Genomic DNA, 13,160 nt, shown 5'->3' with positions numbered 1-13,160 from the left:
TGTTATAATATATATTATATGAAGGAGTCCTTAATGTTTTACCGTTATTTACCGTGGATATTTTTTGTGCTAGCTGCTATTGAGATTAGCTTATTTATCTTTAGTTCTATGACAATTGGTTTTTTTACTACATTATTTCTGCTAATTGGCATAAGTTTATTAACAATATTAATAAAAAGATTCATCAGATCTAATCCACAATTTTTTTCTAAAAAATCAGCTAATACAACTTATGATATAAATTATCTAAGCAATGCTATGGCTATAAATCTAGCACAGACTTTTTTTATTATCCCGACCTTTACTAGTAAAATATTAGGTATATTACTCTTGATCCCCCCCGTTAGAAAATTAATTATAAAAACAATAATACCTATTAACTTTACTAAATCTAAATCTAAATCTGATAAAACTATTGAACTTAGCGATGAAGACTATAAAAACATTTAGTTGAAATACATGTAAAAAATTATTATATTCAATACGAATTATTAATAAAAAGGGACGAAACATGTCAGAAAAAAAAGTTACTACTGAAGAACAAAACAAAGTAGCCTCATTTACTGTATTAAAACAATATATAAAGGATCTTTCCTTTGAAAATCCTCATGCAACTGAAGCTATGTATACTGGCAATATCTCCCCTTCTGCAAGTATTAACGTTAATGTAGATGCTACTAAATTATCAGAAAATGAGCTAGATCATGAAGTGGTTCTTACTTTTAATGCTAAAGCACAACATGAAAATTTAGTGTTATTCAATATAGAATTATCTTATGCAGGTATTTTCCGTCTTGAAAATATTCCTGAAGAACAAGTAAAGCCTTTACTTCTAATTGAAGGTGCTCGTCTGTTATTTCCTTTTGCACGCCATCTTATTAGTGCTACAACAAGCGAAGGTGGATATATGCCTTTATTATTAGAGCCAGTTAATTTTGCTGCTTTATATCAAAGCACTTTAGAAGCACAACAAAATGCTACCCCAAATAAAGAGCAAAAATAACCTAACTAAATAACAAAACTAACGACTAAAATAGTAATAATATGGTCAAGGAAAGATTGAATGATGTCCGATAATTGCCAGATTATTACTAATTTTGATCTTAATAAAATTGTTGCATCACGTGATAAATTAACACCTATGATGCAGCAATTTATTGATATTAAGCTACAATATAGTGATGCTTTATTATTTTATCGTATGGGTGACTTCTACGAATTATTCTTTGATGATGCTGTTATAGCTGCTAAAATATTAGGTATCACCTTAACTAAACGAGGAAAAATAGCAGAAGAAGATATACCCATGTGCGGTGTTCCTATCCATTCTTCTGATGACTATTTACATAAATTAATCACCGCCGGGCAAAGAGTAGCTATCTGCGAACAATTAGAGGAGCCCTCTGAAGCAAAAAAAAACAGAGGGTATAAAGCTGTCGTTAAAAGGGGTGTAACTAGATTAGTAACCCCTGGCACATTAACCGAGGAAAAGCTTTTAGAACCAACTAGTAGTAATTTTTTAATGACTTTAGGTTATGTTAAGGAAAAAGAGCATATAGAATTTTCGTTAGCTTGGATTGATATTTCTACTGGTAGCTTTAACGTAAAAACCACTGACAAAATTTCTATATTAAGTGATATTTTAAGGATTCAACCCAAGGAACTATTAGTAGCTGATGTCTTATTTCACACTGAAGATCCAATAATAACAGAAATAAAACATCTGCAACATATTATAACTCAACATCCGCATCATTTTTTTAGTCATAAACGTAGTGAAGAAACCATAAAAAACTATTATAAACTTCATAGCTTAGATGGAATAGATGATTTCAGTGATAGTGCCAAATCTGCTATTGCTAGCGCTATTTTATATGTAGAAAAAACTCAACTTCAAAATCTTCCTTCACTAAATTTTCCTAAATTGGAAAAAGCGCAAGAGATTTTATTTATAGATGCAGCTGCACGACAAAGTTTAGAATTAACTCAAACGATGTCCGGCAAAAAAACTGGCAGCCTATTAAAAGCAATTGATAGAACTATTACCAGCGCGGGAGCCAGATTATTATCCGATCGTTTGGTTGCTCCACTAAGAAATACACATATAATTAACCAACGTTTAGAATCTGTTAATTTTTTTTTCCAGTCCGCTGATATTCTACAAGCGGTTAGAAAGATTATTAAAAATACCCCTGATATTTTACGTGCGTTAAACAGATTATTCATTGATAGAGGCTCTCCTAGAGACATGCATGCATTGCTACAAATAGAAGAAATCTGTATTAATTTACAACAACTACTAAATAAATATTTACTACCGCAAGAATTATCACTAATGGCAGATTCTTTCTGTCAAATACCTAATAATTTATTCTATAAATTAAAAAATTCTTTAGCAGATGAATTACCAGCTTTAAAAAAAGATGGTAATTTTATCCGTACTGGTTATAATAATTCCTTAGATAATACCCGTATATTACGTGATGAATCTCGTAATATAATAGCTAAATTACAGCAAGAATATATTCAGATTAGTAATGTAAAAAATTTAAAAATAAAATTTAATAACATATTAGGTTATTTTATCGAAACAACCACCGCTAACGCGAGCAATTTAATAGCAAATAATGATATATTCATTCACCGGCAAACCACCTCAAATTTGATGCGTTTTACTACGGTAGAACTTTCTGAATTAGAAAGTAAGATTGCTAATGCTAGCAATGAAGCGTTGAAAATTGAATTAGAAATATTCGAAGAATTACGTAAAGAAATTGTTGCTAATACTAATTTTTTCAAACAGATTTGTGAAGCTATTTCCGTTTTCGATGTTTCTGCAAGTTTAGCATTGTTAGCTCTAGAACAAAATTATTGTTATCCTATAGTGAATAATTCTTTAAATTTTAATATTGAACAAGGAAGACATCCGGTTGTTGAGATAGCTTTAGCCAATAAAAAATCTTCGCCTTTTATTGCTAATGATTGCTGTTTATCCCCTTCTACCAGTACAGAATCTGGAAAAATATGGCTATTAACTGGTCCTAACATGGGTGGAAAATCTACATTTTTACGTCAAAATGCTCTAATAGCTTTAATGGCACAAATAGGATCATTTGTCCCTGCTAAAGCAGCAGAAATTGGAGTGATTGACCGATTATTTAGTAGAGTTGGAGCATCTGATGATTTAGCTAATAATAGATCTACTTTTATGGTGGAAATGATAGAAACAGCTACTATTTTAAATCAGGCTACGGAACATTCATTAGTAATTTTTGATGAAATAGGTAGAGGTACTGCTACTTTTGATGGTTTATCTATTGCCTGGTCAGTATTAGAATATTTACATGATAAAAATGCTTGTAGAACAATTTTTGCTACCCACTTTCATGAAATGACTTTTTTATCTTGCAAATTATCTAGATTAGAAAATGTTACCATCAAAGTTAAAGACTGGCAAGGAGAGTTAATATTTTTATATGAAATAATAAAAGGCATAGCAGATAAATCATATGGTATACAAGTAGCTAAACTTGCAGGACTTCCTTTAAGTGTCATCAAGAGAGCTAAGATTATTTTAGAAAAATTAGATAAAAAAAGTAAGAAAAATAATCTGCAGGATCTTCCGCTCTTCACTATCTCTGAACCAGAAACAAATAATAATATTATAGCTCCTTTAGCAAAGATAGATTATGATAAAGATCCTCTTTATAATAAAATTTCATCTATCGATATAGATGATCTAACACCTAGATCTGCATTAGAAATTTTATACGAATTAAAAAAATCTTTACCTACCAAAGAATATAATTAATTTTCTTTAGATAAAAAATTATCATACTCCTATTTATAATAAATTATCATATAGAACTATATAAGCTCCTACTAGATATAAATTGAAATTTAGAGCAGTCAAAAAAGATAGTAAGAAATGTCAGAATTTATAAGATTTACAATTTTTTATGTATAACTAACAAAACACTATATTTGGTTATAAAAGTATAAAAGATAGCGTGGACATATTAAGAAGAACCACAATTATCACAACTACAAAAACTGAAAATCAAACATCAACACATATAATAGGATTAATAGACAGAGGTATAATTGTATAAGACAACAATAGTCGTATGTTAGTAGTAATATAAAACTAGCAGATTGATTAATTGATGCTATACAGAACACTCAAATGCTTACTTTGCACGGTGATTATTTTAGATAAAAAACAATTAAAACACCATTTATATAAAATAGCATGTGGTATTGCGGAAATCAATTAAGTTAAAAAATATCTTTAAAGGATAAAGTCGGGTAAATATCTTCTAAAAAAGAATTTAATCGTGCTATTAAAGAAATTATACAAATTAATATAGTTCACTCTCATATTCCTGAATATGATTTATCACTTAAAGATGATTATCTTATTTTTAAAAATCGCAACTATAATAAAATAGAAAATTTAAATTATCAAAATCTGCACAAGTAAAATTAAATTCTGAAATATATCATAAAGCAGAAAATATATTAAAAAGTTTAGATGTGCAGTTGAACAAACATGACGTTATTGGATGACTAAAAATAAGTCAGAATTGCCTAAAATCCTAGAAAAAACTTTTCTAGGATTTTATAAAGAAAGCTTGAAAAAAGGAAAATATAATAAGTGTTAAGTAAATTTTTATAAGTGAAGTATAAGAATTTACCATTTTAAATTCATTACTTACTTTTCTTTAAAAGAATATACTATTCCTCTTACTGTTCCTACAATCAATCCTATTAAAAATCCAAAAGCAGATACTATATCTGCACCAATGGTCACTCCATTTACTAATTCTGTTATTCTATAAGTAAATAACACAACTATTCCACTAGTAAATAATATAACCACGCCTCCAATAAGAGCACCTATAGTAACACCTAATACCAAACCTACAACTATTCCATTCATTACATCATATATAATTTTCTGCCAAACCTTACTTTTAATATATTCTCCTATGATATCTTGTACGTTTATTCTTTGTGATAAAAATAAGAGAACATATATAGTTAGGAAAAAGTATGGTATATTCATAGGAAATTCCTTTTCAAAAAGTAGATTAATTAACCTCCTCCCCCCTAAATGACAGGGTTTTTCCTCTTAATTAATCCTTAACTGCGCCAGCTACCCCGCCTACAACTGCTCCAACGCCACCTCCAATTGCATCACCAATTTTTTCCTTTTTTGACTCCTCAACAGTACTATCTACAGCTCCTTTCTAGCTATAGAGTTTGCTTATATAAGATCAAACATTTAGGCTTCCATAAAATCACACGATTTTACATGAACAGCTGATGAGGTAATTGGCCATAGCACCATTAATACAAATACACATAAAAATCTTTTCATTTATTCTATTCTTATTATCATTATCCAGCTATCAAGATTATCCCTACGATAAGGACGCCTGTAAAAGATCCAAGTCCAGTTCCTATAATTGCTCCAGTAGTTATTCCACTTACTAATGCTGTTATACCAACAGTAGTAAATACCCCGTTTACGAGTGCAATTGCAGCACCTGTAACTGTTCCAAGTATAGCTCCTTTTATTGCGCCTTCATGAGCATCATCTATTACTTTATACCAAGCATTATCTTGAACAATAATATACTTGATATTTTGTGCGTGGAAACTTAGGTATATAGATAAGGACACACATAAAATAATTAAAAATAGTACTATTTTTTTCAATTTATTTATCAAATACTACCCCCCCATGTTAATTTGATTACACTACATCTTCAGCGTCACTAATTCTTTTCGCTTTGTCAAGAGCAAAGTACTAAAAATTAACAGATTTTTTAAAATTAATAAATTAAGACTTAATTTGAGCCGGGCGAAGGTTGTTATTAGCATTTTGTCAAACAAAAACACATCCTGCTTTAAATAATAACAATTAAAAAATTAAGATATACACCAAAAGAAAAAACTTTTCTTAAGTTTAAATTAGTAATTTATAGATTTTTATAACTTTGTTTTTTAACTAAAGCTATCGCTATTAAAATAGGTTATAAAAAAAATTTATTTATAACAAAATATTATCTAGCGATACACCGAATCTACTACCCAATATAATTAATCACTCTTACACTGAAAAATGTTCTAATTTTTTTAAACCTAACCGTTTAAATAAATTATCATCTTTTTCTGGCACTGGATTATCTGCCGTTAACAAAGTTTCACCATAAAAGATAGAATTAGCTCCTGCCATAAAACACAATGCTTGCATTTCATCTGACATTTGCTCCCTTCCAGCAGAAAGTCTTATAAAAGACTTTGGCATTAAAATACGACTTAAAGCAATAATTTTAATAAAATCAAATGGATCTACCTCTTTTTGTCCAGCTAAAGGAGTTCCAGGTATACGAATAAGTTTATTAATAGGTACAGATTCTGGTGGTTGCTCCATATTAGCTAAAGTTACTAGCATTTTAATACGATCTTGATTATTTTCGCCCATACCCAAAATACCACCACAGCACACTTTAACGCCTGCTTTTCTAACTTGTTCAATAGTTTTAATGCGATCCTCAAAGGTTCTTGTAGTAACAATTTTACTATAATAATCTTCAGAAGAATCTATATTATGGTTGTAAAAATCTAATCCAGCTTGCTTAAGTTTTATCGCTTGTTGTTCTTTTAACATTCCTAATGTTACACAAGTCTCTAAACCTAGCTTTTTAACCTCGCTGACCATCTCACATACAACATCTAGATCTTCATCTCTAGGAGTTCTCCAAGCTGCCCCCATACAAAATCTAGTGGCTCCTGCTTTTTTAGCTTTACGAGCAGCTTCCATCACTTCATCTAATTTCATCAATGGCTGTTTTTGTAAACCTGTTTGATAATGAGCTGACTGTGGACAGTAAGAGCAATTTTCAGGACAACTACCTGTTTTTATACTTAAAAGAGTACTAACTTGTATTTGGTCAGGTAAAAAATTTTGTCTATGAATTGTTTGTGCCTTGAAAATAATCTCATTTAAAGGTAGATTAAAAATCGAATTAGCTTCTTGAATATCCCAATTCTTATGCATGATAACTCCAGACTATAAATGATAGCACAATGTATAAACCTTATGAGCAATATTTATCAATATTACGTACTAACGCTCGGTATCGCAGACTGACACCACAACGTCAAGCCAAATCAATTAGCTTATTAGACTTTTCAACAAACGATTATCTAAATCTTACTGCAGATCCTTATTTATTACATAAATTAAAACAGATAACAAAACAATATAAAATTGGCTCAACTGGATCACGTCTATTATCTGGTAATATAAATATCCATCAACAACTAGAGAAAAAAATAGCTAATGATAATAATACCGAAGCGGCTATTACTTTTAGTTCAGGTTTTATAGCTAATTTATCTAGTTTAGCAGCTTTAACAGACCCACAAATTTTAGGTAGCAAAGCATTACTATTTTTTGATAAACTCAATCATGCAAGTCTATATCAAGCAGCTTTTTTAAGCGGCGCTAGGTTATGTCGTTACCAACATAATAATTTAGATCATTTAGAAAAACTACTTAAACAATATGAAACTGATAAATCAGCTAAATTTATAGTTACTGAAAGTATTTTTAGTATGGATGGTGATATAGTAGATTTATCTAATATTGTTACCCTTGCTGAAAAATATAACTGTATGATATATATAGATGAAGCTCATGCAACTGGTTTATTTGGTAAAAATGGTTACGGCTTATCTACCTTAATAGATTTTAAAAAAGTCCCCCATATCATTATGGGCACCTTTAGTAAAGCTTTAGGGATAAGTGGTGGATATATTGCTTGTGATCAAATAATTGCCGATTATCTCATAAATAAAGCTCAAGGTTTTATTTATTCTACTGCCCCCTCACCTATTATCACGGCCTTAGCTTTAGAATCATGGAATTACGTAACTAATTTACAAGAACGACGAGATAATCTACAGGCTAATGGAAAAATTTTAAGAAACATGCTTAAAAATGCTGGTTTTAATACAGGATTATCTCAAACTCATATTATTCCTATTATTTTATATGATGAGAAATCTGCTATTCTTATGCAAGAAAAATTAGCAAAAAAAAATATTTTAGTATCTTGTATAAGACCTCCTACGGTACCACCTAATGCTGCAAGATTAAGAATATCATTAACTAGTAATCATACTATAGATGATTTAAACTATCTAATCGAACAACTTAAGGCGTTAAGTTAATGACTGTAATAATTTTTTGCCATGGCTTTGCTTACAATAAAAATTATTGGAGCAATCTCACTCCTTCATTTACAGATAGTGAAATTATCTTATTAGATTTAGGCTATTTTAATAATGAAGTAAATTATCCAAACTTACCGAAGCAAGCTAATATTATTGGTATTGGTCATTCTCTTGGTTTATTAAAATTATTATCGTTACCAATAAAATTTAATAAATTAATTGCCCTTAACGGTTTTATCAATTTTTTAGGATATTCATCCACCTTAAGGCAACGCAGAACTAGAGAAATTAATTTATTAAAAAATGCTTTTATAAGAAATCCGCAAAAACAACTTAGACATTTCTATGACAATTGTGGTACTAATGATCTAAAGATAAATGAAAGATTAAATTTAGAAAAATTATTAAATGATTTAAACTTTTTAGCAACAAATATAATAATTCCCCAAACCCCAATATTAATGCTAAATAGTGATGATGATATAATTGTACCAACTGAATTATTAAAAGATAATTTAATCTATTTTAAACCGACCAAACAAATAATTACTGAAGGAGGTAAACATGCACTTGGCTGGCTAAAATCAGATTTAATTACCCAAGAAATTAAAAGTTTTATTTATGATTAAAGCCAAAGAATATTTTAACAAAGCTAGTCAAACTTACGATCAAGTTGCTTTTGCTCAACGTGAATCAGCTATATTTTTAATAAAAAAACTCTTAGAACAAAATATAGCAGCAAAAAATATCTTAGATGTTGGAACCGGAACCGGAAATTTAATAGAAATTTTATTAAAATATTATCCACATAGCAATTTTTACTTAAATGATATCTCTCCTAACATGTTAAATAAATGCAAAGAAAAATTTAACTGTAACAATAATATAAAATATATTGAAGGCGATATGTTAACAACAGATTTACCAGAAGCAGAAATTATTGTAAGCAATTTTGCATTACAATGGTCCAATAATCTACAAACTACTTTAAATTATTTATTAAATAAAAATCCTAAAGTTTTTGCTTTTTCGACTCTTTTATCTGGTACTTTTTTTGAATGGAATAAATTACTTAAGCTACCCAATACACAATCTATTTTACCTTATCCTAACCAGGACGATTGCATAAGAATGTGTAACAATATAAAAAATAATTATAAATTTAACTACTGGCAACAAAATATAAAATTAGATTTCTCTACTCCATTAGAATTTTTATATTATTTAAAAAAGTTAGGAGCTTTAGCTAATAATATCTCTGTTACTATCTCTGATCTTAAGAAAATAGCTAAAATCGCTCAACCTTTTCATACTCATTATAGGGTATTTTTTGGCTTATTCATTGAGGAATAATATGCATATCTTTATCACTGGAACCGGCACTAATGTGGGTAAAACCACTATCTCTAGTTGGCTTACTTTACATAGCAATTATAGTTATTTCAAACCTATCCAAACAGGAGCTTGTGAACAAATAGATTCAGATATTGTTTTCAAAATTAGCAATTGTAAAATTTATCCTGAAATTTACAATTATCCTGAACCTTTGTCACCACATATAGCCGCAGAAAAAAATAATGAGATAATAGATCTTAATAAAATAATATTACCAACTGATAAAAATCTCCTTATAGAAGGAGCTGGTGGCATATTAGTACCTATAAATAAAAATGAATTAATGATTGACCTAATAAAAAAACTTAACGTTCCTACAATTATAGTAGCTTCTAATATCTTAGGAACTATTAACCACAGTTTATTAACGATAAAAGTTTTACAAGAATATAAAATACCTATATTAGGAGTAATATTAACTGGACATGAAAATCCAGAAAATAAACAAGCTATAGAATATTTCGGTAAAACAAAAATATTGGCTCAATTGCCTTTTATTGATAAAGTATCATCTAATAACTTAGCAAAGTTACCTTTATCTACTGAACTATATCAATTATTAAAGGACTAATTATGTCATTAGTACAACGAGATAAAAATTTAATCTGGCACCCATTCACACAGGAGAAAACCGCTAGAGAAATATTAGCAATAACAAGTGGTAAAGGTGCTTATCTTTATGATGAAAATGGCAAAGGTTATCTTGATCTAATTTCTAGCTGGTGGGTAAATTTACATGGACATGCACAACCTGATATAGCTCAGGCTATTTACCAACAATCTCAAAAATTAGAACATGTAATTTTCGCAGGTTTTACTCATGAACCGGCGATAAATCTATGTGATGCTTTAAAAGCTATGCTACCTGATCAATTAACTAAATTTTTCTTTTCAGATAATGGTTCAACCGCAGTTGAAGTAGCTTTAAAAATGTCTTATCAATATTGGAAAAATTTAGGACATACTAATAAAAATATTTTTGTTAGTTTTGAAGGTGGCTATCATGGAGATACTTTCGGTGCTATGTCAGTAGGATCACAGTCAGGATTTCATGATGTTTTTTCTGATCTATTTTTCAAGACTACTTCTATTTATTTTCCAGCTACGTGGGAAAATGATCCTTTAGTAGAAGAAAAAGAACAAAAGTCATTAACACAATTAGAAATTTATCTAGCAGAAAATCATAATAATATAGCTGCCTTCATATTAGAACCTTTAATACAAGGTGCTAGCGGTATGAGATTTTGTCGTCCTGTATTTTTAAATAAATTTATTAATATTTTAAAAAACTACGATATTTTAATTATTTTTGATGAAATAATGACAGGATTTGGACGGACAGGTAGCTATTTTGCTTTTCAACAATTAGACAATATAACTCCTGATTTTTTATGTCTATCTAAAGGTTTAACGGGTGGTTTTTTACCTCTAGCCTTAACTATAACCAACAAAAAAATTTATAATGCCTTTTTAAGTGATAATATTAATAAAGCTTTTCTACATGGACATTCTTATACAGCTAATCCATTAGCCTGTGCTGCAGCAAATTGTTCATTAGAATTACTACAACAAGATAGTTGTCAAAAAAAATTATTAACGTTACCAGAACTACATAAAAAAGGGTTAGATATTCTCTGCAAAAATCCTAAAATAAGCCAGCTAAGATATAAAGGAACTATCTCAGCTTTCAATGTTGAAATATCAGTTGATAAAATAAACCAACTAAAACAACAATTCATACAAGCATCCTTATTAATAAGACCGCTTGGAAAAACTATTTACTTACTACCACCTTATTGTATAACTGAAAAAGAATTAATAAATGCTTATGAACGCATTGATGAAATTTTATCTTTAATATAAATCTAATTAGGAGGAAATAATGAAGCGTATATTTTTATATTTATTATTGTTATTACCATTCATAGGTCTGCTATGGGTACCATTTTATAATAAAATAGACCCTAAACTTTGGGGCATACCTTTTTTTTACTGGTATCAATTTTTATGGGTGCCGCTTACTTCATTATTAATTTGGTTTGTTTATAAAATGGAGAGATAAATGAATTTTTTAATAAATCAAACTTTTTTAGTATTTATTTTTTGTTTTGCTAGCACTCTTGCTTTTGGTTTTTTTATTACACGATCTAAAAATAAAAATAAAAGTATAAATGAATGGGGGTTAGGAGGTAGATCATTTGGCGCATGGCTAACTTGGTTTTTACTAGGAGGAGATTTTTACACAGCTTATACAATTATAGCGGTACCAGCTTTAGTATATGCTGTAGGGGCTTATGGCTTCTTTGCCTTACCATATACTATTTTGGTTTACCCTTTTATTTTTGTAGTGATGCCATTATTATGGCGCTATGCTGCTAAACATAACCATATTACCTCTGCAGATATTGTATTACATAAATATAATTCTCGCGGTCTAGAATTTGTAGTAGCAATTATTACAGGCATTATAGCAATAATGCCTTATATAGCATTGCAGGTTATTGGTATGTCTGTAATTTTTAAACAGTTAGGACTAAGTGGATATTCTCCTATTATTTTATCTTTCCTTATTTTAGGTTTATATACTTATTCATCAGGTTTAAAAGCTCCAGCCTTTATTGCGTTTATTAAAGATATAATGATATATATAGTAGTTATTGTTGCTATCGCTATCATACCTATAAAATTAGGAGGATACGAAAATATCTTTAATCTTGCTAGTGAAGCTTTTGCATCGAAAAACTCAGCTGGTCTTATCTTAGATAAATCTCAATATTTTGCTTATGCTACCTTAGCATTAGGATCCGCTTTAGCAGGATTTATGTATCCACATACATTAACTAGTACATTAGCCTCTAAATCAGAAAATACGATAAAAATAAATGCTATATTTTTACCTGCTTACACTATTTTATTAGGTTTATTAGCTTTATTAGGTTATATGGCTTATGCTACCCATGTTTCAGTTCATGATTCTAATGACATAGTTCCTACATTATTTCAAAATATATTTCCACAATGGTTTGTCGGATTTGCTTTTGCCGCTATTGTTATCGGAGCATTAATACCTGCTTCAGTAATGAGTATAGGTGCATCCAATCTATTCACTCGTAATCTCTGGAAAATTTATATTAATCCTAATATATCAGAACAAACAGAAACAAGAGTAGCTAAAATTGGTTCTTTAATAGTTATGCTAGGAGCATTATTAGTTATAATGCTATTACCACTTAAATTTGCTTTAAACTTACAATTACTCGGTGGTATTTGCATTTTACAAACCCTTCCAGCATTGGTATTTGGATTATTTTTTAAATTTTATCGCGGAAGAGCTCTATTAATTGGATGGTTAGCTGGAGTAGCAATTAGTTTATATTTAATATATACCCATGATTTTGCCCCATTACATCAATTAACAATTATGGGAGAAAATTATACTTTTTACATAGGGCTAACAGCATTATTAATTAATAGTATAACAGCAACTATTTTAAGCCTAGTATTACGCAAATAAT

General features: G+C 29.3%; 13 protein-coding genes. 10 read left to right on the top strand and 3 right to left on the bottom strand.

What is annotated here, in order from left to right; all coding sequences use genetic code 11:
• Window positions 1-33 precede the first annotated feature (33 nt).
• The 3 genes from AB6T46_RS01545 (at window position 34) to mutS (ending at window position 3,811) form a co-directional block, all read left to right on the top strand.
• Complete coding sequence (locus AB6T46_RS01545) at window positions 34-450, top strand: FxsA family protein (RefSeq protein WP_370931680.1); 417 nt, start codon at window positions 34-36, stop codon at window positions 448-450.
• A gap of 61 nt (window positions 451-511) precedes the next feature.
• The gene (gene secB, locus AB6T46_RS01540) at window positions 512-1,003 is read left to right on the top strand and encodes a protein-export chaperone SecB (protein ID WP_370931679.1); all 492 of its coding nucleotides are present in this window, start codon (window positions 512-514) and stop codon (window positions 1,001-1,003) included.
• Between the two features lie 63 nt (window positions 1,004-1,066).
• Window positions 1,067-3,811 (top strand): DNA mismatch repair protein MutS, encoded by a 2,745-nt coding sequence (mutS, locus tag AB6T46_RS01535; protein WP_370931678.1) that lies wholly within the window; start codon window positions 1,067-1,069, stop codon window positions 3,809-3,811.
• A gap of 903 nt (window positions 3,812-4,714) precedes the next feature.
• Here mutS and AB6T46_RS01530 read toward each other — a convergent pair.
• The 3 genes from AB6T46_RS01530 to bioB form a co-directional block, all read right to left on the bottom strand.
• Window positions 4,715-5,068, bottom strand: a complete 354-nt coding sequence (locus AB6T46_RS01530) for a hypothetical protein (RefSeq protein ID WP_370931677.1) — start codon at window positions 5,066-5,068, stop codon at window positions 4,715-4,717.
• 335 nt (window positions 5,069-5,403) lie between these two features.
• Window positions 5,404-5,736 (bottom strand): hypothetical protein, encoded by a 333-nt coding sequence (locus AB6T46_RS01525; protein ID WP_370931676.1) that lies wholly within the window; start codon window positions 5,734-5,736, stop codon window positions 5,404-5,406.
• 382 nt (window positions 5,737-6,118) lie between these two features.
• Complete coding sequence (gene bioB / locus AB6T46_RS01520; RefSeq protein ID WP_370931675.1) at window positions 6,119-7,069, bottom strand: biotin synthase BioB; 951 nt, start codon at window positions 7,067-7,069, stop codon at window positions 6,119-6,121.
• Window positions 7,070-7,098: 29 nt separating this feature from the next.
• On the opposite strand from bioB, the gene AB6T46_RS01515 reads away from it, so the two are divergent.
• Genes AB6T46_RS01515 through mctP form a run of 7 tightly spaced genes read left to right on the top strand, consistent with a single transcriptional unit; the run spans window position 7,099 to window position 13,159 of the window.
• The gene (locus AB6T46_RS01515; protein ID WP_370931674.1) at window positions 7,099-8,247 is read left to right on the top strand and encodes an aminotransferase class I/II-fold pyridoxal phosphate-dependent enzyme; all 1,149 of its coding nucleotides are present in this window, start codon (window positions 7,099-7,101) and stop codon (window positions 8,245-8,247) included.
• Window positions 8,247-8,879, top strand: coding sequence for a hypothetical protein (locus AB6T46_RS01510; RefSeq protein WP_370931673.1), 633 nt, complete (start codon window positions 8,247-8,249; stop codon window positions 8,877-8,879). The genes AB6T46_RS01515 and AB6T46_RS01510 overlap by 1 nt, the downstream gene beginning before the upstream one ends.
• A complete protein-coding gene (locus AB6T46_RS01505) occupies window positions 8,872-9,603 on the top strand; it encodes a methyltransferase domain-containing protein (protein WP_370931672.1) in 732 nt (243 codons plus the stop codon). The genes AB6T46_RS01510 and AB6T46_RS01505 overlap by 8 nt, the downstream gene beginning before the upstream one ends.
• A gap of 1 nt (window position 9,604) precedes the next feature.
• Window positions 9,605-10,216 (top strand): dethiobiotin synthase, encoded by a 612-nt coding sequence (gene bioD / locus AB6T46_RS01500; protein ID WP_370931671.1) that lies wholly within the window; start codon window positions 9,605-9,607, stop codon window positions 10,214-10,216.
• 2 nt (window positions 10,217-10,218) lie between these two features.
• On the top strand, window positions 10,219-11,508 hold the full coding sequence (gene bioA, locus AB6T46_RS01495) for an adenosylmethionine--8-amino-7-oxononanoate transaminase (protein ID WP_370931670.1): 1,290 nt from the start codon (window positions 10,219-10,221) through the stop codon (window positions 11,506-11,508).
• A gap of 19 nt (window positions 11,509-11,527) precedes the next feature.
• Window positions 11,528-11,707, top strand: a complete 180-nt coding sequence (locus AB6T46_RS01490) for a DUF3311 domain-containing protein (protein ID WP_370931669.1) — start codon at window positions 11,528-11,530, stop codon at window positions 11,705-11,707.
• A complete protein-coding gene (gene mctP / locus AB6T46_RS01485) occupies window positions 11,708-13,159 on the top strand; it encodes a monocarboxylate uptake permease MctP (protein WP_370931668.1) in 1,452 nt (483 codons plus the stop codon). It begins immediately after the preceding gene.
• Window position 13,160: the final 1 nt, after the last annotated feature.

Source organism: Bartonella sp. DGB1 (assembly GCF_041345015.1).
In the GTDB taxonomy this organism is placed as follows: Bacteria; Pseudomonadota; Alphaproteobacteria; order Rhizobiales; family Rhizobiaceae; genus DGB1.
This window is presented reverse-complemented; position numbering and strand designations above follow the sequence as displayed.

What these genes read in the sequence shown, in the direction of transcription:
- AB6T46_RS01545 (WP_370931680.1), top strand. Translation starts at nt 34, where the DNA reads ATGTTTTACCGTTATTTACCGTGGATATTTTTTGTGCTAGCTGCTATT.
- secB (WP_370931679.1), top strand. Translation starts at nt 512, where the DNA reads ATGTCAGAAAAAAAAGTTACTACTGAAGAACAAAACAAAGTAGCCTCA.
- mutS (WP_370931678.1), top strand. Translation starts at nt 1,067, where the DNA reads ATGTCCGATAATTGCCAGATTATTACTAATTTTGATCTTAATAAAATT.
- AB6T46_RS01530 (WP_370931677.1), bottom strand. Translation starts at nt 5,068, where the DNA reads ATGAATATACCATACTTTTTCCTAACTATATATGTTCTCTTATTTTTA.
- bioB (WP_370931675.1), bottom strand. Translation starts at nt 7,069, where the DNA reads ATGCATAAGAATTGGGATATTCAAGAAGCTAATTCGATTTTTAATCTA.
- AB6T46_RS01515 (WP_370931674.1), top strand. Translation starts at nt 7,099, where the DNA reads ATGTATAAACCTTATGAGCAATATTTATCAATATTACGTACTAACGCT.
- AB6T46_RS01510 (WP_370931673.1), top strand. Translation starts at nt 8,247, where the DNA reads ATGACTGTAATAATTTTTTGCCATGGCTTTGCTTACAATAAAAATTAT.
- AB6T46_RS01505 (WP_370931672.1), top strand. Translation starts at nt 8,872, where the DNA reads ATGATTAAAGCCAAAGAATATTTTAACAAAGCTAGTCAAACTTACGAT.
- bioD (WP_370931671.1), top strand. Translation starts at nt 9,605, where the DNA reads ATGCATATCTTTATCACTGGAACCGGCACTAATGTGGGTAAAACCACT.
- bioA (WP_370931670.1), top strand. Translation starts at nt 10,219, where the DNA reads ATGTCATTAGTACAACGAGATAAAAATTTAATCTGGCACCCATTCACA.
- AB6T46_RS01490 (WP_370931669.1), top strand. Translation starts at nt 11,528, where the DNA reads ATGAAGCGTATATTTTTATATTTATTATTGTTATTACCATTCATAGGT.
- mctP (WP_370931668.1), top strand. Translation starts at nt 11,708, where the DNA reads ATGAATTTTTTAATAAATCAAACTTTTTTAGTATTTATTTTTTGTTTT.